Below are 22,820 nucleotides of genomic sequence, written 5' to 3' on the forward strand. Positions count from 1 at the left end.
AAATGTGATATGATATTGTGAAAGATATTAAGGCCATGAACATGAATATGTACAATAATGACGATACAAAAAAATTAGTGTTTGCTGATTTTGCCAGATACTGCAATAAACTAACATTTTATTCGTTTTATAGAACATTCAGAAAAAATGAGTCATTTAATTTTTTATTCTGGTTCAGATTGAGTAATCACAGAAATAAAGCAATCCGGAAGCTATCACGATTCTTTTATAGGAAAAAATGCAGAAAGTTTAACATATTCCTTCCTGTTGAGACATCTATTGGTGGCGGCTTATACATTGGACATATAACCGTTGGCGGTATATGTATTAATCCGACAGCAATCATTGGTGAAAACGTTAATATAAGCCATCAAATAACGATAGGGTCAAATAAAGGGAAAGCAGCAAATATTGGAAACAATGTTTATATTGCACCACATACTTGTATTATTGAAAATGTATCTATTGGAAATAATGTTAAAATTGGAGCTGGCTCTGTTGTTGTGCATGATATCCCTGATAATGTAACTGCTGTTGGTGTTCCCGCAATGATAGTAAAAAACAAAAAGAACAATGCTCTTTCATTAAATTTAATGTAGAATTAATGTAGTTTACAATATTACAGGAAAAGATAGAATGAAATTATTACATTTGATTAATTTACAAGGATTTGGTGGTGCCGAACGTCTCTTTCTGGAATATTTAAAAAACAGCTCTTTTGATAATGAAATATTATGCACCAGCAACAGTATAAATAAAAACATAAAAGATGAAGTATCATCATTAAGAATTAAATTCTCAAACTTTATCGGTAATACAAAAATAAAATACCCAACATTTTTAAGAAAAATTGCATTAGTCCAAAAAATAAAGAAAAGTAAGGCTGATATAACTATCATTTGGGATTTTATACCACGATTACCATACAAGCCCCAAAATACAACTTTAGTTTACTATGACCATGGTTGCTCCTGGCAGTATGAAGCCAATGAAAAAACCATATCTTTTTTTAAAAAGTTAGATTGTGCCATTGCTGTTTCTGACGCATCAAAAAGAGTCATGGAATTAAGATTTAATCTGTCATGCCCGATAAATACGGTAATAAACCGGTTGCCAATAAAACCATTGCTATCATCTAAAATGATTAACAATGAAAAACCTATTACTTTGGGAGTCGCCTCCCGGCTGGTTGGCCTTAAGGGTATTGGAATTGCAATTCTGTGTATTAAATCTCTTGCAGATCAGGGAACAGATGCAAGGTTAATTATAGCCGGAGATGGTGAACAAAAGGATGACCTAATAAAGTTAGTTATTAAATTAGGGTTAGAGGAAAAAATTAAATTCATTGGCTATCAGGATGATATGAAAAAATTTTACTCCTCTATTGATATATATATCAGTACACCCGTTGCTGAGGCCTTCGGCTTATCATGTATTGAAGCTATGTCAAATGGTGTACCAGTCATATTCCCTTTATTGAATGGACAACCAGAAGCAGTAAGAGATAAAATATGTGGTATTGGTATCGTCCCGGATATTTCAGCAGAAGAATACTACAAAGAAACAGGGATAAATATTAACTTTCCTCATGATGTCTATGATCCTGTTAACGATTGTCTTGTACCGCCTAAATTAATTGATCCTCAAAAATGTACATCAGCAATTATGAATATCATTGAAGATTATGAACAATTTAGCAAAAGTGCGCTGGAGTGGTCTAAAGAAACCATGAATTATGACCTGTTCATTAAAGAATTTGAATCTGCTATAAGAAAATAAGTCACGAAATTATAGCGGTATGCACATATACCGCTATAATTACCCATCAGAATTACCCTATACGATACCGCCCCGATTACATTAGCATTAACAACTAATACTGATAAACTATTCACCATATTTTCTGTCGTTCAGGAAAATTATGGCTATGAGCACCTGTCGCAACAGTGTAGCTATGCCCTTCAGCTGAATTAGTACCCGACGTACACGCCGCCGGTCCGCCTTCACCAGCAGGAACTCCCTCCATGGCTTATTGTCTTAGTCCCGTAATCAAAGCTTGATGTAAATCCTGAAAAACCATAACTGTGTGCAGGCAAATGCGCAGTTGTCAGCGTAATATTGTCATTTCCGCTGCTGTTCACCAACCGGATAGTTTTATTTTCACCGATAGACGATCACTTGGAGCCCGGAAACAGGCTGTCCGGGTTCTTGCTTTGTGCAAACCAGATCACCACACCTACCGGGTAAATAATGTCGATATTAACAGCTTTTTGTAATGCCTCAGTAATCGCTTTCTGGCTCATGGTGTTGTTGTTGATGTCCCGGTTGTCTGGGCCACTGCGTTTTTGTCCGGTTTATTTTCCGGATCTGTGGCGAGAGCACATCCTCCCACAGCATATAGTTACCTTTATTATGAAGAATATCGCTGTTCCCGGCCATGTAGAGCTGTTGATGTTTATAGAGGTAAAAGTATGTCTGTGGTATACTTTTATTAATTAATATGAATAACAGCTTAACTATTATGTCAATTAAATACAGATCAGATATCGATGGATTAAGAGCAATTGCTGTTCTCTTCGTTGTGATATTCCATAGCTATGATAATTTAATTCCATCCGGGTTTATTGGTGTTGATATATTTTTTGTCATATCCGGATTTTTAATTTCATCAATAATAAGACAGCAACTTATTGATAATAGCTTTTCATTTTCTGATTTTTACAGGCGCCGTCTCTGGCGGTTACAGCCTGCACTGCTATTGGTAATGCTGTTTGTTTTGGTGATAACATCAATACTTTATTTACCCGATGATTATATTGATGCTATGAATAGTGAGAAATACACCTCATTATTCTTATCTAATCAGTATTTTTCCCGTGTAACGACAAGTTATGCCGCACAGGGTTCTGTATATCTTCCGCTTTTGCATACCTGGTCACTGGCGATTGAATGGCAATGGTATCTCTTTATGCCGCCAGCGTTATTCTTGTTACATAGATTATGTCATCGTTATCATTTTAACAAAGCAGGTATTGTTTTATTAATTTCTTTATTAACCATGGCTTTATCATTATATTTATCAAGTAATTACCCAACCAAAAGCTACTACTTATTCTCAACCCGGATCTTTGAGTTTATGATTGGGGTGATTATTTCTTATATACCTCAAACAAAAAAACGAAGAAAAACAACAGATAATATACTATCTATATTTTCTTTTTTTATATTATTATTTATAGCAATCAGTGATTCCGTATTGCCCGGGTATCCTAACCTTTATACTATAGGCGTTTGTATCTGTGCGGCAATCATTATCTACACCGGAAAAAACAAAACCATCATAAATAAAGTACTTTCAATAAATATGATTGTTTTTATTGGTACCATATCATACTCCCTTTATTTATGGCATTGGCCTGTTTTTGCTGCAGCACGTTATATCGGTTATTTCGAAACTGATACCGAAAAATTATCAGCCATACTAATTACACTAATTTTATCTTATATTTCCTATAGTTACATTGAAAATAAATTCAGAAAATCCAAACTAAACTTCAAGTATACCGTTTTGATTTTATTCGTTATTCCTGTGATCACTTCATTAGTGTTCAGTAAAGTTACTGAAAAAAACACCGGATTCAGTTTCAGACTCGGAACTGAGTATCTGAAAATGGAAAAAGCACTGAAAGATCATCAGTATGAAAATCGTTCATTATGTCTTAGTAATGATAGTGTAGTAGCCGATGGTGTCTGCCATACAGGAAAGAAAAACGCGGATAAAAAAGCATTTTTATTTGGTGACTCACACTCCAATCATTTTTGGGGATTTATGGATGTCGTCGGAAAAGATGCCAATATGGATGTAAAAGCACAAGCAACGTCATCCTGTCTGACGCTACCGGGCGTCTACCTTTACGACTGGTGGAATTATAAAAATACTGTGTACCAACGCTGCTATGATGATACCCAAAAATATTATGATGAAGTGAAAGCAGGGAATTATGATTATGTCATTATTGCTGAGGTCTGGGCTAACTATGCCGGCGATAATGTAATTAATCAGATAGGTGATACAAGAACTGTAAAAGAATCCAGATCACGTACAGAAAAAGCACTACGGGAGGCGCTGAATATCATTACAGAATCTGGTGCAAAACCGGTTATTTTCAAAGCCATCAACCCAATGCCACAGAATTTTATGACTTGTTTTTACCAGAATGTAAAATTGCGTCGTGATTACCGGAATAACAATTGTAATTCCGGCACATTTAACGGCGATGAACAAGAATGGTTCAGTCAGCTATTTGTGACACTTAAAAAAGAGTACCCTTCACTGGTAGTGATTGACCCTAAAGATACTCAATGTGATAACGGATCCTGTCTGACAGATATTGACGGTATTCCTGTTTACCGTGATGTCGGACATTTAACCGACTATGCATCAGTTATTTTTGGAAAATGGTATTTAGATAAATACCAAAATCCATTTAAGTAATTCAAACCAGCAATGAAGGGTTATGCCCTTCATTGCTTTATCTTATCAGCTTACCCGCCCCATCCATCCGCATAATATAAGTTTTTACTACAGACACCGAAGAGCCACTGTAAGTATCCCGTAATCAAAGCTTGATGCAAACCCTCAAAATTATGATCGTGAGCAGATAAATGTACGGTTGTCAGATTGTGCTTTTGAATAGCTGCAACCGGCGGGCAGATAATTAGCCGGTAACTGAAATTTCTTATCGCTTTCACCTTGGGCATAGGCACAGATATCACCGTTGGTCATATCCGCTTTCAGTTCCGCCTGTATGCTACCGGCATACTGGAAAGCTGTATTTCTCTTACTACACCGGCAATATCATAAAATATACTATTCATCTTCCTGTGTTCGATATCTTTGGCCGCCTGATCGGTCGCCTGGTCATGCTCATAATCGTAGTGATAGCCCTGAATATAAGACAGTGAATCATCAGCCTGTACTTCATCAGGCATAACGATGCGATCCCCTTTGTGTTGCAAAGAGGATTTTAAATTTATTTATTATTATATTGATATCAATAGGTTAACACCATTTTACACAAAAAATCAAGGGAATAGATTTAGACTATATATCAATAAGTTAACTATAACACTCACCAAGAAGTTAAATTATATCCGTTTGTAGTATCAACAGCATACAGATGATCATGGTATAATATTGTGAAAATACAATTGCTTTTTAATTATAGAATGAGAATGTTTTTATGGGTTCATCGGTGAAACTTGCATATCTTGATTCGCTAAGGGGAATAGCCAGTATTGTTGTTGTTATTTCACATATAACACTACTTTATTTTCCTTATCTGCATAATTTTGGAGAATCTAAAATACCAGAAGACTACGTTATACAATCATGGCTCCATAATAGCCCCTTTGGTTTTTTTTATTCTGGCTCTACAGCTGTATATATCTTCTTTGTAATGAGCGGAATAGTGCTAAGTATAGGAGCTTCAAAGTATTCAACTAGTACTGGAAAGTTAATAATATCGAGGTATGTCAGATTAGCAATACCTGCAGCTGCATCATGTATAATAGCTTACTTCATGATATCTATCATTCGTATATACAATATAAGCATTGATGATAATTTAATTAATAAATCACTCTCTGTAGATAATCCGGGTATACTTAATGCAATTTATTATGGTGCAGTACGTTCTGTATTTTACCTTCGAGGTTCAATAGAATATAACCCTGTTTTATGGACTATGGCTATTGAGTTTTATAGTTCCATATTTTTGTATATCTCATACAGAACAAAAAAACCTATTATTTCAATGAGTATATTCTCCGCTTTATGCTCAATAATAAGCTTTAATATATTTTGTGGAATATTTTGCTTTCTTATTGGCATGTTAATATTTAAAAATATAAAAAACCTCCCAAACAAAATTAATTTACCATTAATTTTTATCGGCATATATTTTTCTGGCATTCACTCAGACTCGTCAAGTTATTATATATTTACCTTATTTTTTGGTAAATACACATACACACTGTTAAATGCTATCGCCGGTGTCATATTTGTTTACGTTGTAGTCTCAAGTCCAGGTATAAAAAAAGTATTATCAGCAAAAATATTGCAAAAATTAGGAAAACTATCATTCCCAATTTATTTAGTACATTGGAGTGCTATATATATAGTATCAAATACATTAATACTGGCAGGTATAAATAACACGGCAATATCGATAGTATTATCGATAGTCTTAACACTATTGATATCAATGTTGTTTTTTTATATTGACAAATTATCCATAAGCATATCTAAAGCATTTAAACGATAATAAGTATAGCAAACCAATAATTTGGTTTGCTATATGCGAATCTTAATAACTGCATATTGATATCCCGTAATGAAGAAGGAAAGAGGTCACATCGATGCCGTTTTAACACATAGCCACCATGTAAAATCCGAATGGGAAAAACAACATTTACTTTCAGAAGCAAAAAATAAAATTGCAGTATGCTGTGGATTCAGGTGTCGCGACTAAGCACCAGATCTTACCGCGTCAGAGGCACTTTACCTTTGTTGGCATCATTCTCCGTATAGCTGAAACTGAAGATATCCGGATGCACATATAGAAATGGCTTGTTATGTTATACGAACAGACAACTAAGACAAACACTGGGATTAACTATACCGCTATCAAAGTGCAAAAAAATGCAATGCTTCAGCGTTTCCTGCTGGCGAAGAAAAAAGCCGGGCAGGTTGTCACCAGGCCTATCTGGTTCATTTATTGAAGAGAGACTCCTTAGGGAGTCTTTTCTATGCCCGCAATGTCAGAATTAATTGTTGTATTCCCGCCTTCTGCAACACCGGCGACACGACACAATGCCACATCAGTGACATCAGTGACATCATAGAAAATCTCAATAAAGGGAATTTCTGTATCACAAAAATATCACCACGGTGTACGCGTTATTGAGCACAATCACGATATCCGGCCAATCCACAGCGGGCCGGACAAATGGACGCAAAGCAACAACTCACAGTTGCCCTCACTCGCGAAATGAGCCCCTCCGGCAACCAGACACGACAACAGGTTGAAGCGCTTAAACGTGCATAACATGAAGCCAGTCAATTGAAAAATAGGTTTGAACAACTACAGCTATCCACCCAGCAACTGCAACGGCAGGAACAGCACCTGCGCCACAACATCGAGCAGGAAAAGCGCATGGGACAGCTATCAGAAGACGATGGATGTCAGAAACAAAATGGCCGGCACAGGTACTGCGGCTATGGCAACGAGCTGACAATATCCTCGCCGGTGATATTGACTACCAGCGCTGCCACTTTTGATTTTGATACACGGAAAAGCAAAGAAAAAAGCCACCGCAAGGGTGGCTTTTTTTAACTCTAACTCACTGATAAATCAATGAATTCTTATATGGTGCCCAGAGCGGGACTTGAACCCGCACAGCCTTGCGGCCGAGGGATTTTAAATCCCTTGTGTCTACCGATTTCACCATCTGGGCTGAATATGGAGGCGCGTCCCGGAGTCGAACCGAGGTACACGGATTTGCAATCCGCTGCATGGCCACTCTGCCAACGCGCCTTGGAGCGGGAAACGAGACTCGAACTCGCGACCCCGACCTTGGCAAGGTCGTGCTCTACCAACTGAGCTATTCCCGCATCTCTGAACTTACTGATTTACTTATTTGTTTTCGTAAACCGCTGTGTCGTTCGGATGCGTTGCATTCTACTGATTTCACGCTGTGAGTCAACCGCTTAATTCATGAAAAATGATCGTTCGCTGTTTTTTACAGCACATCGATCAGGCTTCGCTCAAATCCGCCCATGCAGCGCGTAAATATTGGAACATAGACCAGAAAGTCAGAATCATTGCAATGTAGAAAAGGACGAAAGCAGCAATTTCCGTCAGCTCATTCGGCCGCCAGATAAGCCCCACCAGCGCCACCATTTGTGCCGTGGTTTTTACTTTACCCATCCAGGAGACCGCGACGCTGTTACGTTTACCCAGTTCAGCCATCCATTCACGCAGTGATGAAATAATAATCTCGCGGGCAATCATTGTGATAGCAGGCAGTGTTATCCACCAGACTGCATAGTACTCTGTTACCAGTACCAGAGCGGTCGCAACCATGACTTTGTCCGCTACCGGATCCAGAAATGCGCCAAAACGGGTGGTTTGCTTTAAACGGCGGGCCAGGAAGCCATCAAACCAGTCTGTCATCGCAGCAAGGACAAAAATAGCGGCGCTGACAACAGGCGCCCAGCTGAACGGCAAATAGAAGGCGAGGACAAAGAACGGTATCAGGATAACGCGAAACAGAGTCAGCCATGTAGGGATATTTAATCGCATAACGGAGCCATTATTTTATAAGTCAGATGAAAAAGCCGCTTGCGCATCTGCCGGCATATATTACCGCCCCGCTGATTCCGGGGCACGTTGCGTAATTTTCAGGTTCTGCGCAATCCTACCGGATACCACCATATTACCACAGTTACAGATAACTCACCGCTGTTATTGAAAAAATTCTCACATCAACCATACATATAAGCCGAATCGTTAATGCTTAAGCGCGTGGTAAATTTTTTCCGCCAGTGCATAAGAAATCGTCGGTACTTTGGCAATTTCCTCAATACTGGCATTGCGTAACGGTTGTAATCCGCCCATGTATTTAAGCAGCATCTGCCGCCGTTTCGGCCCGATACCTTCTATCGATTCCAGTGCACTGGTATTTTTGACTTTCGCCCTGCGCTGCCGGTGACCGGTGATCGCATGGTTATGGGATTCATCACGGATATGCTGGATCACATGCAGCGCCGGTGAGTCCGGCGGCAATGCCATACCTTCCCCGGAGGCGGTGAAAAAGAGCGTTTCCAGTCCCGCTTTACGGTCAGCGCCCTTCGCCACCCCAATCAGTTTCGGCTGGTTTTTGTCCCAGTCCACCTCAAGGCTGTTAAAGGCGTCAATCGCTTTACCGAGCTGGCCTTTGCCGCCGTCGATAAAAATAATATCCGGAATTTTCTCATTACCGATATGTTTGCCGTAACGACGGAGCAGAACCTGATCCATCGCTGCATAGTCATCCCCGGGGGTGATGCCGGTGATGTTGTAACGGCGGTATTCCGATTTCACCGGTCCGTTGCTGTCGAATACCACACAGGAGGCCACGGTCTGATCCCCCATGGTATGACTGATATCAAAACATTCCATACGGTTGATGGTTTCAATGCCGGTCAGTTCTGACAGCGCTTTCATTCGTGTCGCAATCGTGGATTGCTGCGCCCGTTTTGTCATTAATGCGGTAACGGCATTTGTGTGTGCCAGCTTCAGATAACGGGCACGATCGCCGCGCGGTTTCGGCTGGATAAGTATCCGCCGCCCGGCAAACTGAGACAGGGTTTCTTCCATAATCTCTTTTTCCGGTAACGGGAAATCCAGCAGGATATCATCCGGTAATGAGCGGTTTTCACTGCCCTGCAAATAAAACTGGCCGATAAAGGTTTGTACAATTTCATCCTGCTCAGTGCCGGCCGGTACTTTCGGGAAGTAACTGCGGCTTCCCTGTACCCGCCCGTTACGAATAAACAGAACATGGATACAGGCCAGCCCCTGATCAAAACAGACGCCGACAACATCCAGGTCATCACCGGCACCGGTGACAAACTGTTTTTCAGTGACCGCACGGACAGCCTGAATCTGATCCCGCAGGCGTGCGGCATCCTCAAAACGCAGCGACTGACTGGCCTGCTCCATTTTTTCCACCAGTTCTGTCAGTACCTGCTGATCTTTGCCTTCCAGAAATAAGCGGACCAGATTCACTTCTCTGTCGTAATCCTCATCACTCACCAGTCCCTTCACACACGGCCCCAGACAGCGGCCAATCTGATATTGCAGACACGGACGTGAGCGGTTGCGGTAGACGCTGTCCTCACACTGGCGGACGGGGAACAGTTTCTGCATCAGCGCCAGTGTTTCGCGGACAGCATACGCATTCGGGAACGGCCCGAAGTATTCTCCTTTGGCGTGTTTGGCCCCGCGGTGAACAGCCAGCCGCGGGTGTTTGTCATTGCTGCTCAGATAGATATAAGGATAGGATTTATCATCGCGCAACAACACGTTGTAACGCGGCTGATATTTTTTGATATAGGTGTGCTCAAGCAGTAATGCCTCTGTTTCCGTATGCGTTACGGTGACATCTATCTGAGCAATATTTTTAACCAGCTGTTCGGTTTTTTTACCTGAAACCTGCGTGCGGAAATAGCTGGAAAGCCGTTTTTTCAGATCTTTGGCTTTCCCGACATAAATCACAGTGCCTTCAGCATCATACATCCGGTATACACCGGGCTGACTGGTCACAGTTTTTAAAAATGCTTTCGCATCGAATTCAGTAACAACCGGTTTTTCCATACGTGATGCAGACTCTCTGTTCTCGGCGTTTATTCAGTCATTGGTTATCGCGCCTGCTGCTCTCAGCAGGTACGGATGGCACCACACTGTCAATATGGATCAGTCCGTAGCGCAGTGCCAGATGGGTGAGTTTAATATCACCATCAATATTCAGCTTATTAAATATTCTATATCTATAACTGTTCACCGTCTTGCTGCTGAGACACATTTTGTCAGCAATTTGTGTGACTTTGATGCCCTGCGCTATCATTACCATCACCTGACGCTCCTGATGGCTCAGTTTATCCAGCGGATTGCTGTCATGTGCATGAAGACGGGTGTCAAGAATCGTCTGCTGAGCGATTTCCGGTGCAACATAACGCTGACCCCTGCTGATAATCCGGATAGCATGCAGTAAATCCTCCCGGTCACTGCTCTGATACAGATACCCGGCCGCACCACTGTTCATGACTTTATAAGGTGAGATCAGGCTGTGCTCATCGGTGAGGATAATCACTTTAGTTTCTGAGGTGTAACGGGTAATTTTCTTTGCCGCATCGAGGCCGCTCATCATGGGAAAACCGATATCTAGCAGTGCCACATCGGCATGATTATCACGGCACCAGCGCACAGCGCTATTACTGTCTCTGACTTCCCCCGCCATCTTCATACCTGATGTTGCCGTAATAATGGCACCAATCCCTGCACGGTAAAATTCATTCACGTTTGCCACCAATACTGAAATCACACAGAACTCCTTTCTGAATTTTCAATAAGTTTGCCGTAAATTATACAAGCCCCGGTTAAACCGTTATTTAATAAAGATGACATTCTTTCAGTAAAAGACTGAAAATTATAAATATATTTCGCGACGGGAAATTGATATCAGTGATGATTCAACAGAAACGGCGGAATATAAATAAAGCTGCCACCGGGTGGTGGCAGTCAGAATATATTACGGCATATCAGGATGAAAACGGTCAATGCTGACCAGCTGGTCAAAAGGCAGTTTACCAATACGCGGATAGGGTTCGCCCGAAGATTTACCAATAGCGACCATCAGGCAGATTTCATAATTTTCCGGCAAATCGATAACTTCAGCCACCGCATTAAAATCAAATCCATCCATCGGGCAACTGTCATATCCCTGTGCTTTTGCCAGCAGCATCAGCGTCTGGGCAAAAATACCGGCGCTGCGCATGATTTCATCACGCTGGGTTTCCGGTTTACCGCGGTAGTAGTTATCAACCGCACCGACCATAAAATCACGCACCAGCGGGTCGGCATCATGCCATATTTCACGGGTACGGGAACTCCAGGCCGCGACATCACCACACAAAATCACCAGCATGGAAGCATCCGTCATCTGCGGCTGATCCCACCCCACTTTACGGATATTGCGGCGTTGTGCCGGATCTTCCACCAGCAGCGGACGCCAGTGCTGCAGGTTAAAGGCACTCGGGGCATTTTCCATCGCCAGTGACAACAGCGCTTTTTTCTCATTAAGCGGGATCACAAAATCAGGATCAAACTTCTTGGTTGCCCTGCGCTGGCGCACTGCATCAATAACATTCATATAGGCTCCTGTTTATTCCATTTATTATCCGGATGATTTATTTACCTTAGCATGAATTTGATTCCGGATAGCGGTGCGTGATGATTAAGCAAAAAAAACCCGCACTCCGGTGAGTGCGGGCTTTCAGTTATTAACTGTCAGTAAGACTACACGATCAGTTTGAATACGATGTTACCGATGGTCAGCAGACCGATGATAGTAACGAAGTAGTTAGATGCCTGACCTTTGTATTTGCTCAGAGCCGGTACGCGGTTAACAGCATACATTGGCAGTAAGCACAGCAGAGATGCGATGATTGGTGCACCCATTGCTTCAATCAGATCCAGGATGTTCGGGTTGATGTAAGCGATGAACCAGGTAGAACCCATGATGAAGACCATGGAGATCAGGTTCAGTTTACCAACGCTGACTTTGTTTTTGTCGCCACCGAAAGCAAATTTCAGTAACAGACCGTTCATACCTTCCAGAGTACCCAGGTAGTGACCGAAGAATGATTTGAAGATTGCAACCAGTGCGATGATTGGTGCAGCCCAGACCAGGATAGTCGCCAGAGTACCGTTAGCGCCGCCCACGTTGTTGAAGTGGTAAGCCAGGTAAGTCAGAACAGGAACGTTCATCTCTTTTGCTTCAGCCATGTTAGCCGGAGACAGCGCGAACAGGCAGCTGAATGCGAAGAACATAACCACACCCACCATCAGTAAACCGGCACGGGAGATGATTTTGTTAACTTTCTGCTCGGTGAAATCTTTACCGCACGCCGCTTCGTACTCTTCACGTTTTGATACCACGAAAGAAGAAACGATTGGTGAGAAGTTGAAAGAGAACACCATGATAGAAATACCCAGCCATACTGTTACCAGGATACCGCTGTGGCCGAACAGTTCAAAGCTTTCTGCGTTCACATTGTCAAATACGGCAGTGTTCCAGTAAGGGATCAGAGCCAGGGATAACAGCACCAGGCTGGCAATGAACGGGAATACCAGGTAGCTCATTACACGAACCATCAGATCTTTACCGAAGTAAATGATGACAGCCATGGCTAACAGCAGAACCAGAGAAACCACACCACGGTTCAGCGGCATCAGACCCAGCTGCTGTTCCCAGAATGCCATAAAGGTATTGGTGATAGTTACGCCGTAGATCCACAGAAGCGGACAGATTGCGAAGAAGTACAGGAAAGTGATGACAACACCACCGCTTTTACCAAAGTGTTCTTCAACAGTTTCTGTGATATCGCCTGACGGATTGCTGCCTGACAGACATAAGCGGGCTAATGCACGGTGACATAAAAACGCGATCGGATATGCCAGAACCAGCATGATCAGAATCGGGATCAAACCACCGTAACCTGCACGAATCGGGAAGAATAGTACCCCTGCACCTATAGCAGTACCGAACAGACCGAGTGTCCAGGTCGTGTCCGATTTACGCCAGCTTTTGTACTCAGCCGGAATCTGGGTTTTGTCAGTACTCATGTTGCTTTTCCTTTTAAAAGACTATGCAAATATTATTTTTCGTGGGTACCAATAATTTCAGAGATACGAGTCAGGTCAATGTTCCCGCCGGAAATGATGCTGACTGTCTTCTTGTGTTCGATATATTTTTTCAGTTTTCCGCTCAGAATCGCAGCAGACGCCAGTGCACCGGCACCTTCGGTCACTACTTTGTTGCGCTGAATTAACGCAATCATGCTTTCGCGGATTTCTTCTTCTGTTACCAGAATGATGTCTGTAACCAGCTCTTTCACGATGTCATACGTGATACTGCCCGGAGTCGAAACATCACAACCATCTGCCACAGTACCGGCATCACGATGGGTCGTGATTTTACCAGCACGGTATGATGCTTCCATACCATGAACGTTTTCAGATTGGACACCGATCACATTAATAGTCGGGTTGATGGATTTCAGAGCAATAGCAACACCGGCAATCAGACCGCCGCCACCGATTGGAACGATAACGTTATCGACGTCATACAGATCTTCGAGGATTTCCAGACCGATAGTCCCCTGGCCTGCAATCACTTTTTCATCATCGTATGGCGGGATAAAGATACGGCCTTCCTGCTCAATGATCTCTCTTGCTTTAGCAATCGTGTCGTTGAAGTTATTACCGTGCAGAACAACTTCCGCAGAGTAATCTGAGGTTGCTGCAATTTTGGATTTTGGTGCACCTGTAGGCATAACAACTTTGCCGTCGATACCTAACATCGCACAAGATAAAGAAACGCCCTGAGCATGGTTACCGGCTGAGCAGGCAACGATACCCTGTGCTCTTTCTTCTGGTGTCAGCGAACTTAACTTGTTAAATGCACCACGGAGTTTGAATGAACCTGTGCGCTGCATGTTCTCAAATTTTAAGTGGATTGTGCCGTTGCACTTCTCACTTAAATAATTGGACTTCGGCATTCCCGTTTTATAGACATGTCCTCTGATGGTTTTTTGTGCATCAATGATATCTTTAATGGTTACCGGAAGATCGTATGTAATCATGACAAACCTCGTCCTATCTTTTTATATATATTAAAATTGAGTCTAACTATACCGATAAATTTAAAAACAACTGTATTTCAAATCATATTTTTAAAATATTCCCGAAAAACTTTCTCAACGTGTGATCCAATCCAAATTTCTTCCGGTTTTCTGTCTTTTTTAATGTTTTATATTTCATTTCAAGTTAAATGAAAATGACTTAATGTTATTAATTTGTTAAAAATAAGCAGCAACATTAACACTTGGTTATGTAACGTGACATGTTTTCCGTTTTTTGTTATCTATGTTACTATTTTGTGAGAAAACCTCTGCGTAAAAAGACGTATAAATGATCCCTCTGCGTAAAAAAGCCCCTGTATTTTGACAAAAATTAATCTTACCAAGGTCCCATCTTACAGCGAAATATCCTGATTTTTTTAACAATCCTGAAAATACAATGTGACACAAATCACTAAAAAACACACATCTTATTGTTTATAATGACTTTGTGTATTTTTTACCCATAACAATCCGGATTTGCAGTAAGACGTAACATGTTCTTCCATCTGTACGGATTATCACCGGATTCTTCTGAGGGTTAAATTCGGATAAAAAATCACCAAATCTTTTGTTTATATGTTAATGATTACCATTTAAAGCCTGGATGTTACATTTGCATGACATAAATCGTAACGTTTTTTTGCCTGCCACCCCAAAAAATTGTTCACTTTAGGAAACAGCTAAACAGCTGTTTTTTTAGCCCTGATCTGTATTTTTTTCAGCCAGACCGTTAATTAAATATATATTAAATTTGTGACAATTTTATTTATCCGGTATTTTTAAACAGGAATTAAATAGTGTGAATAAATAATTTGATTTATAACCTATTTAATAATCAAAAAACGATATATTTATATTTTTTTATAATACGGTTTATGGCTTTTTATTTCTTCCCGGTCAAAAATAGCCGGTTTTCGTCTGTGGGTATAGCATCCAATATCAACATAAGGCAACTATCAACGAGCCATTGGATTTTTATCCTACTGAGTAAAACAAAAATAGATTTTAATATCACTGTAAAAGCATCCAGTGCCTATCGTTAATCCATTGCCGGATGACATTAAAACGGAAGAAAATGTTATTTTGCTAAAATCGATTCAGTCATAAGAATGGTTTTCTGCCCCGCTGACACAATTATCTGTTACAACTCACTACTCAGGCGGCAGACACTAACCTGTGTGACAGTCTTCATACTTCATCAATCATGATGGCTTTGCCATTGCATTCCGGGACAGCCATGCTGTAATGATTTACGACTTAAGTGTTAACCCCGGTAAACAGGAGAATGTATATGTTCGACTTGACAGGTAAAATCGCAGTGGTTTCCGGCGGCGCCAAAGGGATTGGCCGCGGCATCGTAACCGCGCTGAAAAAAGGCGGCGCCACCATCATTATTGCCGATATTGATGAAAAAACCGGCCGGGCGACGGCTGCTGAGCTGGGTACAGATTTCATTGCACTGGATGTGACCTCTCAGTCTCAGTGCCGTGCTGTTGTCAGTGAGATCAGAGAAAAGTATGGCCGTCTTGATATTCTCTGCTCAAATACCGGCATTTTCCCGCAGTGCACCATCAAATCCATGACGGAGCAGGACTGGGATACCATGCAGAAAGTGAATGTGAAGGGGATGTTTTTCCTGGTTCAGGCGGCACTGAGCGTGATGGAGGAACAAAAATACGGCCGGATCGTGATTACATCTTCAATTACCGGCCCCGTCACCGGCTTTCCGGGCTGGAGCCATTACGGTGCAAGCAAAGCAGCACAACTCGGCTTTATGCGCAGCGCCGCTCTGGAGTATGCCCATCTGGGGATCACCATTAATGCGGTACAACCGGGGAACATCCTGACAGAAGGGCTCAAAGCACAGGGTGAAACGTATCTGAATCAGATGCGCGCCACTATTCCGACGCACACCCTCGGCGAACCGGAAGATATCGGTTATGCAGCGGCGTTCCTTGCCTCTGATGAAGCGAAATACATTACCGGACAGACCATCATTATTGATGGCGGCCAGATCCTGCCGGAATCCCCGGAAGCGCTGCTCTGATAAAGCAGCGCCGATAAAGCTGTTCTGATAAGGCTGTTCTGATAAGGCTGTTCTGATAAAACCATGCAGGTGAGGATACCGCCCGGTATCCTCTTATTCGCCCTGTTCCCTCGCGGCCGTAATCAGTGTTTCACCCAGGTAACTTTTCTCAGATGTTATACCCGGCAGCACCAGATAATATCCCCCGCCGAACGGTTTGATGTAACGTTCGAGCGGTTCGCCGTTCAGGCGTTTTTGTGTATCAATAAATCCTGTTTTCAGATCCTTCTGGAATGAGATAAACACCAGCCCCATATCCAGCTGTCCTGACGGGGTCAGCCCCAGAGAGTAGCTGTAACTGCGGCGGCGCAGTTTGGCAACATGTCTCTCCGTGGATCGGGGTTCCGCGCGGCGCATATGTGAGTCAAATAAGACCCGGTCACCGTGCGGGTCCTGTTTAAAGTCCGGATCGTCATGTTCCGCCATTTTTCCCATCGGCGCACCACTGGCCTTATGTCGGCCGAAATCATTTTCCTGATCCTCAAGCGGTGTCCGGTCCCAGAACTCCAGTTCAAAGCGGATAAGGCGTACTGCCTGATAACTGCCGTTTTCCGCCCAGGCGGGTTCCCGGCTGGTGATCCAGACAAGATCATTCATCAGGACATCATCACCGGCGTCTGCATTCCCGGTGCCGTCTTTAAAGCCAAACAAATTAACCGGCGTTGTGCGGCACTCGATATCTCTTGCAGGCAGAAAACCGTCAATTTTCCATAATGGTGCCACCCGGCCGGAAAGACGGCGCAGCACTTCGCGTAATGCGTAAATCACCGTTTCACGGCTGTTGGCACAAAACTGCAGCAGGATATCCCCGCCGCACCAGGCCGGATCAAGCCGGTCATTCGGGAATGCGGTCATGCCCGTAAATTTCTTTGGTTTCAGCGGAGATAAGCCGAAACGCGCATCAAACAGAGAATGACCGAGAGAAACCGTGACCGTCAGCGCATCAGCTGTCAGTGCCGTACCGAGAATACCCGATTCCGCAGGCGGCATTCTGTCATCGCCCGGTGTTGCGGCCTGCCGGTTACGGGTCAGTTCCGCAATACAGCCTGTCAGCCGCCGGAAAACATCCTCAATCTCATCCAGAGTTTTCACCGTCAGATTCAGTGCCAGGAAAACAGCTTCTTTTTGCTCCGGAGTGATAACCCCGGCCTGATGTTTACCTGTAAACGGAATTTCCCGCAGCCGGGCGCTGTTATCGCACGCTGCCGGTGCGGCAACGGCAGAAAAGGCCGGTAACCCGCCGGATAACAGGACACTCCCTGCCCCCAGCCATTTCAGGGTGCTTCGTTTGCTGAGGCTGACAGACTCGTCTGATTCAGCCGGATTCGGTTTACCGTGTCTCATTGTTCATTCCGGTATTTGTAATACACATCTATTTTCAGCTCCGCACGCAATTGTGCCAGAGATTCCGCCAGCAGTGTCAGATCGGCATACAGCTGCTGTTTATCTTCCGGTGTCAGTTTTTCATACACAGCATACTGCCCCCGGGTATCCCGGTAGCGTGCCATTACGGCATCCGGCCCGGCAAACTGTTTGCGGAGTGTGTCATTTGTTTTAGCGGATAATAACGGTGCCAGCCCGCTGACAATACGACGCGCCCCCTCAATATTCGCGGCAATATCTGATAAATCCGAGCGGCTGTAGCGGTTTTCAGCACCGGCCAGTTTGGTACTGAGGATCAGCTCAATACTATCATCCGCTGACTGCACCAGTTTCGCTGCCGGCAGAGTTTCCACGGCGATCCGTTGTTTCAGATCGGCAATATTGCGCAGTAAATCTGCGGTGGCAGCCTGTGCAGCGGCAGGATCATTTTGTGCAAACAAGGCATATTCGATGCGGTGAAACCCGGTGAATTTCGGATCCTGCTCGCGGCTGAGAAAATATCCGGCATGAGGGTTAATCACTCTGTCGGCGTGACCGAAGACCACCACCGCCGCACGGATAACTTCGTAATCATAATGTGCCTGAATACAGGCCTGCCGAGCAGCGGCCATATCCCCGGCGGTCAGGGCTTTTTGTAACAACAGCAACTGATGTTCAGTTTCTGCCGCCTGTTTTCCCATCATCGTCATATAATCCGCCACAACCGGACGGAATTTTTCAGGGGACGGAATATCCCCTTTGGCGATCACCACATCACTGCCGGTATCCGGATTACCGGCGCGGTATTTCTCCGCATAGCCGGGCGTACTGAGCAGCAGAGATGTCAGTATCAGTACAGCAGTCCGGTTAATCAGCATGTTTTTTTCCTTTGCGGCAGAACAGCGCAATAATTACCAGCCAGTACACCACGAAAGTAATCACGCTCAGGCCGATAGGCTGCGCACGGTAGCCGAACAGGCTGGCGAGGAAACTGCCGGTGGTTCCGGTGTCATCGAGCCAGTCCGTGGTATCCCACAGCGGATAGATGAGAAAATCATTCAGTTCGATATCATGCTCTGTCAGCAGATTGACAATCTCTTCCGTTCCCTTAAGTAACAGAGAGCAGGCCAGAAACAGCAGCACAATACCGGTGATACGGAAAAACCATTTCCAGGCAATTTTACGGTACGTGAACATAAACAGCCACAGAGTCAGTGCTGCCACGGCGATACCGGCCACAACCTCGCCGGTAAATGACCACATGGTATCCGCATTCAGCCCCATCACAATACCGGAGAGAAACACCACAATTTCACTTCCCTCACGGGCTATCGCAATCGCGACAATAAACAGTGCCCCCCACCAGGAGTGCTGCCGAGCGCTGTCGTTCATTTCCTGCTCAATACCGACTTTCAGAGATGCGCTGTGCTGCTGCATCCAGTACACCATCTGCACGATCAGTACCGATGCGAACAGCGACATGCCGATCATAAAGTACGTCTGGCCGCTGTCATCCAGCACATTAAATACGCCATAGATAAGCAGAGCAAGAAACAGTGACAACGCGACACCCAGTGCCACTCCGCCCCAGAGATAGCGTCGTCCTGCGGCTGCATCCGGGTGCTGTTTTATCCACGCATAAATGATGCCGACTACCAGCAGAGCTTCAAAGCTTTCCCGCCAGACGACAAAAAGAACCTGTCCCATAATTAATTCCTGTGAACTGACACTTATTCCGCGATGATTTCACCGGCCGGATGCGACAGATGAAAATCATCAAAAAAGGTATATTTCCCGGGTTTAAGCGGCGCAATCACCACCACGGAAGACGCGCCCGGCGCCAGCACTTTCTCTTTGCGCAGCTGGGTGCTTTCAAATTCGACCGGTTCTGTTCCGGTATTGGCTATTTTGATGCGGATCGGCGTTTTCGCAGGCACCTTAAGTACCGGCGGAGTCAGTTCGCCGTTATTCATTTCCAGTTCGACAGTGAATTTTTCCGCCGCACCGGCGGGTAGTGATATCAGTGAAAGCACAGATAAACACAGTGCCATAACAAAGGATTTCATGAGTGACCTCTGCGGGATAGTGACGTCCGGTGTCCGGACAGCAGGTCGGTATTACCCGGCCTGCTGTTTTCCTTAAATAATAAACTCAGTAACTGCCTTTGCGGCCGGTACCGGCATACTCGAAGTCCCAGGAGACATCAAACGGTTCAAACCACGGGGCAACACCGGTTTCTTTATCAATATGACGACCGAATGCCACGCTGTCATTCATGCTCGGCGGAGAGATACGATATTCGACACGGTATTTGCCGTAGCCATCCAGCTTCAGGTTTTCACCGTAGTGCGGGCCATCGCTGGCAACCATCGCCATAAAGGTGCCGGACTGGGCTTTCTTCGGATCATCCAGTTTGGTGACTTTGTAATCCACTTTCAGATACGGGATCCAGTCTCCTTCCGCGAAACCGTTCGGGTTTTCCTCAACGGCATGGATATCCGCTTCCAGATGGATATCTGATTTGTCTGCCGCCAGGTGATGCATTTCATGTTTGCCTTCCACCGCCATGGTAATCGGCTGCAGATACACACCCTGAATTTCCATACCGTTTTTGATAACAGGCTGCCCGAGCGGATACTCCAGTGCCATGGCGGAGGTTGATACCACGCCCAGTAATGCTGCTGCCACACTCATCCCGATACGCATGCTGATTCCTCATTGTCATTATACAAATAGTACCGACAATAATAATCATTATCATTTATGCTGTTCAAGTAAAAGTTATCGTTTACCGCCACATTTTTCAATGAAACGGTTACATTTCATCCCAGATTCAGCCACAAAATACATCCGCAAAAGCAATGTCCGGCAGGAAATATCCGTTGTTGTATAATTTCCGCTGATGCGTTACATCTTAACCAGCCTTCTGCAAATGAGATCACACTGATGCAAGCCGATATTGTATTGTTCGATATTGTATTGTTCGATATTGTATTGTTCGATGATTTTGAAACTCTGGATGTGTTCGGCCCCGCTGAGATTTTCGGCCGTTCCCCGCATTACACACTGAATTACTGTTCTCTCCGTGGTGGTGTGATCACCAGTTCACAGGGGGCACAGATAATAACAACTGTATTTGAGCCGGAGAAAACCGCACTGATGCTGGTGCCGGGAGGTCAGGGCACACGGCGGCTGGTCAGTGATGAAGATATGCTCGCAGCGTTGCGTACCGCGGCACAGCACGCACAATGGTGCCTTTCTGTCTGTACCGGTTCGGCCCTGCTGGCGGCGGCCGGTGTGCTTGACGGCAGACGGGCGACATCCAATAAACGCGCCTGGCAGTGGGTAACCTCGCTGCCGGCACAGGTAAATTGGGTGAAAAAGGCACGCTGGTGTACGGACGGCCGTTTTTATACCTCTTCCGGTGTATCGGCAGGCACAGATATGGCGCTGGCATTTATTGCTGATCGCCATGGTGAAGCCGCAGCAGAAGAGATCGCACAACACATTGAATACCGGTGGCATAATGATGCCGGTGATGACCCTTTCGCAGTATAAAAACTGGACGACAGGCAACCATTTACGACATAATAGCCCCTCTGAAATAAAACCGGCGGATGTTTATGTTAGAAACTATCGGATTTGTGTTACTGGTGAGTACGTGCGGCGATGATGCCTGCGAGGCTCTGCCGGTCACAGAGGATATCTATAGCAAACATGAATGTGAACTCCGCCTGGAATATATCGCCAAACGCCGTCCCGGCCTCTATTTTATGTGTAATGAGGTGATGCGCGAAACCGGCTCCGGCAATGACGACAGCCCCGGTATTCCGGACAATCCGGAAAACACGCTTCCCGCAGATGAGCAGCCGTAATTCTTCAGCTGAACGGATTAATTCCCTGTTTTATCAGGCGCCGGAAACGGTAAATCGCCCAGCCGTTGATTACCAGAAACGTCGATTCAATCAGTGTGCCGCCCACGGTTCCCAGCCAGGCGTTATACACCACCCAGCAGGCCGTTGAACACCAGAGTACATACCGCATACGCAATCCGCCCAGCAGAAAAAATGCAAAGGTGCTCATCAGTGTGCCCGTCACCGGAAGCACTTCCTGCCAGGTACGGATATTCGGTACAGCAAGAATCAGCGTCAGTGAGACAAATAACCAGAGAATCCGGCGCTGGCGGTGACTGATGGAAACATACGTGCGGATACTGTTGAGAGTGGCACTGATCCCCGCCGGATAAGCCCCGAGCAGAAAAAAGTGAGATGCCATAATAGCGGTGTAAATTGATAACCGGATTTTGAGCTTCCGCTCATTGCGCTGGACAAAAACAGTTGTTCCGATAATAAACGCAACAATACCGAGCCCCTGCCCCGCGTAATACAGATAGTCCATCTTCCCCTGCCGTAATCACATGCTGAATGGTTTTAATTATTGTGCTGCCAGCATAAACATAATTTGTTCAGGTTGCGAGCTATTGCACGTTTCAGACATTAAAAAAGAGGCCTCAGCCCCTTTTCTTATTGCATCATGCCGTTATCACATGTGCCGTGGTATTAACATGCCATATAGCCCGGATAATGTGTCTCGATTTTATGATAGGTCCGGGTTTTCTTATTGTCGTCCTGAATCACACAGATTCTGCTTTTTGACTTCAGCGCCTGCGGGATTTTTTCCGCGTTTTCATCCGCGGCAGCTGCAATAAAGATGTTAATTTTTGATTTTCCCTTACTGTACGTGTAAGGCATTCCTAACAAACGTCTCGCAGCTCTATTAGTTCGCATAATAAACTCCTCATTGTTATGAACGTTCACCCATTATAGCAACTTACTGAAAATAATAAAGTTTTCCCTAAGTTAC

The 22,820-nt window shown here is 44.4% G+C and carries 22 protein-coding genes and 3 tRNA genes; 7 read left to right on the forward strand and 18 right to left on the reverse strand.

Annotation, left to right across the window (positions count from 1 at the left end; translation table 11 throughout):
* Nucleotides 1-17: 17 nt before the first annotated feature.
* Nucleotides 18-599, forward strand: coding sequence for a serine acetyltransferase (locus JC793_RS19750; protein ID WP_282102736.1), 582 nt, complete (start codon nucleotides 18-20; stop codon nucleotides 597-599).
* A 37-nt stretch (nucleotides 600-636) separates the two neighbouring features.
* On the forward strand, nucleotides 637-1,779 hold the full coding sequence (locus JC793_RS13475; protein WP_218426417.1) for a glycosyltransferase: 1,143 nt from the start codon (nucleotides 637-639) through the stop codon (nucleotides 1,777-1,779).
* A gap of 395 nt (nucleotides 1,780-2,174) precedes the next feature.
* Here the strand turns inward: JC793_RS13475 and JC793_RS19755 are convergent, their stop codons facing one another.
* Nucleotides 2,175-2,303: a hypothetical protein gene (locus JC793_RS19755; protein WP_282102737.1), complete on the reverse strand. Its 129-nt coding sequence runs from the start codon at nucleotides 2,301-2,303 to the stop codon at nucleotides 2,175-2,177.
* A gap of 218 nt (nucleotides 2,304-2,521) precedes the next feature.
* On the opposite strand from JC793_RS19755, the gene JC793_RS13480 reads away from it, so the two are divergent.
* Entirely contained in the window at nucleotides 2,522-4,495 is a 1,974-nt protein-coding gene (locus JC793_RS13480) for an acyltransferase family protein (RefSeq protein WP_218426418.1), read from the forward strand.
* Between the two features lie 299 nt (nucleotides 4,496-4,794).
* On the opposite strand, the gene JC793_RS13485 is transcribed toward JC793_RS13480, so the two are convergent.
* Nucleotides 4,795-4,992 carry a hypothetical protein gene (locus JC793_RS13485; RefSeq protein ID WP_218426419.1) on the reverse strand — a complete coding sequence of 66 codons (198 nt, stop codon included), beginning with the start codon at nucleotides 4,990-4,992 and terminating at the stop codon, nucleotides 4,795-4,797.
* A gap of 251 nt (nucleotides 4,993-5,243) precedes the next feature.
* Between JC793_RS13485 and JC793_RS13490 the strand changes: the two genes are divergently transcribed.
* Nucleotides 5,244-6,326 (forward strand): acyltransferase family protein, encoded by a 1,083-nt coding sequence (locus tag JC793_RS13490; RefSeq protein WP_218426420.1) that lies wholly within the window; start codon nucleotides 5,244-5,246, stop codon nucleotides 6,324-6,326.
* A gap of 1,105 nt (nucleotides 6,327-7,431) precedes the next feature.
* Here JC793_RS13490 and JC793_RS13495 read toward each other — a convergent pair.
* The 9 genes from JC793_RS13495 to tdcB all read right to left on the reverse strand — a co-directional run bounded on the left by JC793_RS13495 (nucleotide 7,432) and on the right by tdcB (nucleotide 14,470).
* Nucleotides 7,432-7,518: transfer RNA gene (locus JC793_RS13495), tRNA-Leu, on the reverse strand.
* Nucleotides 7,519-7,524: 6 nt separating this feature from the next.
* Nucleotides 7,525-7,598 (reverse strand) — tRNA-Cys (locus tag JC793_RS13500).
* 1 nt (nucleotide 7,599) lies between these two features.
* Nucleotides 7,600-7,675: transfer RNA gene (locus JC793_RS13505), tRNA-Gly, on the reverse strand.
* Between the two features lie 142 nt (nucleotides 7,676-7,817).
* Complete coding sequence (gene pgsA / locus JC793_RS13510) at nucleotides 7,818-8,366, reverse strand: CDP-diacylglycerol--glycerol-3-phosphate 3-phosphatidyltransferase (RefSeq protein ID WP_046894824.1); 549 nt, start codon at nucleotides 8,364-8,366, stop codon at nucleotides 7,818-7,820.
* Between the two features lie 207 nt (nucleotides 8,367-8,573).
* Entirely contained in the window at nucleotides 8,574-10,421 is a 1,848-nt protein-coding gene (gene uvrC, locus JC793_RS13515) for an excinuclease ABC subunit UvrC (RefSeq protein ID WP_218426421.1), read from the reverse strand.
* A 37-nt stretch (nucleotides 10,422-10,458) separates the two neighbouring features.
* Nucleotides 10,459-11,148 (reverse strand): response regulator, encoded by a 690-nt coding sequence (locus JC793_RS13520; protein ID WP_046894822.1) that lies wholly within the window; start codon nucleotides 11,146-11,148, stop codon nucleotides 10,459-10,461.
* A 207-nt stretch (nucleotides 11,149-11,355) separates the two neighbouring features.
* Nucleotides 11,356-11,976, reverse strand: a complete 621-nt coding sequence (locus tag JC793_RS13525; RefSeq protein WP_166708214.1) for a nitroreductase family protein — start codon at nucleotides 11,974-11,976, stop codon at nucleotides 11,356-11,358.
* A 146-nt stretch (nucleotides 11,977-12,122) separates the two neighbouring features.
* Nucleotides 12,123-13,451, reverse strand: a complete 1,329-nt coding sequence (gene tdcC, locus JC793_RS13530) for a threonine/serine transporter TdcC (RefSeq protein ID WP_166708215.1) — start codon at nucleotides 13,449-13,451, stop codon at nucleotides 12,123-12,125.
* 32 nt (nucleotides 13,452-13,483) lie between these two features.
* Nucleotides 13,484-14,470, reverse strand: a complete 987-nt coding sequence (gene tdcB / locus JC793_RS13535) for a bifunctional threonine ammonia-lyase/L-serine ammonia-lyase TdcB (RefSeq protein ID WP_107678818.1) — start codon at nucleotides 14,468-14,470, stop codon at nucleotides 13,484-13,486.
* Between the two features lie 1,330 nt (nucleotides 14,471-15,800).
* Here tdcB and fabG point away from each other — a divergent pair.
* Nucleotides 15,801-16,556, forward strand: coding sequence for a 3-oxoacyl-ACP reductase FabG (gene fabG / locus JC793_RS13540; RefSeq protein WP_218426422.1), 756 nt, complete (start codon nucleotides 15,801-15,803; stop codon nucleotides 16,554-16,556).
* Between the two features lie 93 nt (nucleotides 16,557-16,649).
* Here fabG and efeB read toward each other — a convergent pair whose 3' ends face one another.
* The 5 genes from efeB to JC793_RS13565 form a co-directional block, all read right to left on the reverse strand.
* A complete protein-coding gene (gene efeB / locus JC793_RS13545) occupies nucleotides 16,650-17,939 on the reverse strand; it encodes an iron uptake transporter deferrochelatase/peroxidase subunit (RefSeq protein ID WP_166708217.1) in 1,290 nt (429 codons plus the stop codon).
* Nucleotides 17,936-18,835, reverse strand: a complete 900-nt coding sequence (locus tag JC793_RS13550) for an EfeM/EfeO family lipoprotein (RefSeq protein WP_218426423.1) — start codon at nucleotides 18,833-18,835, stop codon at nucleotides 17,936-17,938. Before JC793_RS13550 ends, efeB begins: the two co-directional genes overlap by 4 nt.
* On the reverse strand, nucleotides 18,825-19,664 hold the full coding sequence (locus tag JC793_RS13555; RefSeq protein ID WP_218426424.1) for an FTR1 family iron permease: 840 nt from the start codon (nucleotides 19,662-19,664) through the stop codon (nucleotides 18,825-18,827). The genes JC793_RS13550 and JC793_RS13555 overlap by 11 nt, the downstream gene beginning before the upstream one ends.
* Nucleotides 19,665-19,687: 23 nt before the next feature.
* A complete protein-coding gene (locus JC793_RS13560; RefSeq protein WP_080948052.1) occupies nucleotides 19,688-20,008 on the reverse strand; it encodes a cupredoxin domain-containing protein in 321 nt (106 codons plus the stop codon).
* A 100-nt stretch (nucleotides 20,009-20,108) separates the two neighbouring features.
* The gene (locus JC793_RS13565; RefSeq protein ID WP_046894814.1) at nucleotides 20,109-20,663 is read right to left on the reverse strand and encodes an iron transporter; all 555 of its coding nucleotides are present in this window, start codon (nucleotides 20,661-20,663) and stop codon (nucleotides 20,109-20,111) included.
* Nucleotides 20,664-20,903: 240 nt separating this feature from the next.
* Here JC793_RS13565 and JC793_RS13570 point away from each other — a divergent pair, with 240 nt between their 5' ends.
* Nucleotides 20,904-21,515 carry a DJ-1/PfpI family protein gene (locus JC793_RS13570; protein ID WP_218426425.1) on the forward strand — a complete coding sequence of 204 codons (612 nt, stop codon included), beginning with the start codon at nucleotides 20,904-20,906 and terminating at the stop codon, nucleotides 21,513-21,515.
* Nucleotides 21,516-21,580: 65 nt separating this feature from the next.
* Entirely contained in the window at nucleotides 21,581-21,832 is a 252-nt protein-coding gene (locus tag JC793_RS13575) for a hypothetical protein (protein WP_052927514.1), read from the forward strand.
* A gap of 4 nt (nucleotides 21,833-21,836) precedes the next feature.
* On the opposite strand, the gene JC793_RS13580 is transcribed toward JC793_RS13575, so the two are convergent.
* Nucleotides 21,837-22,355 carry a YgjV family protein gene (locus JC793_RS13580; protein WP_054424653.1) on the reverse strand — a complete coding sequence of 173 codons (519 nt, stop codon included), beginning with the start codon at nucleotides 22,353-22,355 and terminating at the stop codon, nucleotides 21,837-21,839.
* A 161-nt stretch (nucleotides 22,356-22,516) separates the two neighbouring features.
* Complete coding sequence (gene sra, locus JC793_RS13585) at nucleotides 22,517-22,744, reverse strand: stationary-phase-induced ribosome-associated protein (RefSeq protein ID WP_015422863.1); 228 nt, start codon at nucleotides 22,742-22,744, stop codon at nucleotides 22,517-22,519.
* Nucleotides 22,745-22,820 lie beyond the last annotated feature (76 nt).

The sequence above is a fragment of the Morganella morganii genome, from assembly GCF_019242955.1.
In the GTDB taxonomy this organism is placed as follows: Bacteria; Pseudomonadota; Gammaproteobacteria; order Enterobacterales; family Enterobacteriaceae; genus Morganella; species Morganella sibonii.

Bases quoted from the DNA above. Each gene is read 5' to 3' on its own strand.
- JC793_RS13475 (WP_218426417.1), top strand. From the start codon at position 637: ATGAAATTATTACATTTGATTAATTTACAAGGATTTGGTGGTGCCGAA.
- JC793_RS19755 (WP_282102737.1), bottom strand. From the start codon at position 2,303: ATGAGCCAGAAAGCGATTACTGAGGCATTACAAAAAGCTGTTAATATC.
- JC793_RS13480 (WP_218426418.1), top strand. From the start codon at position 2,522: ATGTCAATTAAATACAGATCAGATATCGATGGATTAAGAGCAATTGCT.
- JC793_RS13485 (WP_218426419.1), bottom strand. From the start codon at position 4,992: ATGCCTGATGAAGTACAGGCTGATGATTCACTGTCTTATATTCAGGGC.
- JC793_RS13490 (WP_218426420.1), top strand. From the start codon at position 5,244: ATGGGTTCATCGGTGAAACTTGCATATCTTGATTCGCTAAGGGGAATA.
- pgsA (WP_046894824.1), bottom strand. From the start codon at position 8,366: ATGCGATTAAATATCCCTACATGGCTGACTCTGTTTCGCGTTATCCTG.
- uvrC (WP_218426421.1), bottom strand. From the start codon at position 10,421: ATGGAAAAACCGGTTGTTACTGAATTCGATGCGAAAGCATTTTTAAAA.
- JC793_RS13525 (WP_166708214.1), bottom strand. From the start codon at position 11,976: ATGAATGTTATTGATGCAGTGCGCCAGCGCAGGGCAACCAAGAAGTTT.
- tdcC (WP_166708215.1), bottom strand. From the start codon at position 13,451: ATGAGTACTGACAAAACCCAGATTCCGGCTGAGTACAAAAGCTGGCGT.
- tdcB (WP_107678818.1), bottom strand. From the start codon at position 14,470: ATGATTACATACGATCTTCCGGTAACCATTAAAGATATCATTGATGCA.
- fabG (WP_218426422.1), top strand. From the start codon at position 15,801: ATGTTCGACTTGACAGGTAAAATCGCAGTGGTTTCCGGCGGCGCCAAA.
- efeB (WP_166708217.1), bottom strand. From the start codon at position 17,939: ATGAGACACGGTAAACCGAATCCGGCTGAATCAGACGAGTCTGTCAGC.
- JC793_RS13550 (WP_218426423.1), bottom strand. From the start codon at position 18,835: ATGCTGATTAACCGGACTGCTGTACTGATACTGACATCTCTGCTGCTC.
- JC793_RS13555 (WP_218426424.1), bottom strand. From the start codon at position 19,664: ATGGGACAGGTTCTTTTTGTCGTCTGGCGGGAAAGCTTTGAAGCTCTG.
- JC793_RS13560 (WP_080948052.1), bottom strand. From the start codon at position 20,008: ATGGCACTGTGTTTATCTGTGCTTTCACTGATATCACTACCCGCCGGT.
- JC793_RS13565 (WP_046894814.1), bottom strand. From the start codon at position 20,663: ATGCGTATCGGGATGAGTGTGGCAGCAGCATTACTGGGCGTGGTATCA.
- JC793_RS13570 (WP_218426425.1), top strand. From the start codon at position 20,904: ATGCAAGCCGATATTGTATTGTTCGATATTGTATTGTTCGATATTGTA.
- JC793_RS13575 (WP_052927514.1), top strand. From the start codon at position 21,581: ATGTTAGAAACTATCGGATTTGTGTTACTGGTGAGTACGTGCGGCGAT.
- JC793_RS13580 (WP_054424653.1), bottom strand. From the start codon at position 22,355: ATGGACTATCTGTATTACGCGGGGCAGGGGCTCGGTATTGTTGCGTTT.
- sra (WP_015422863.1), bottom strand. From the start codon at position 22,744: ATGCGAACTAATAGAGCTGCGAGACGTTTGTTAGGAATGCCTTACACG.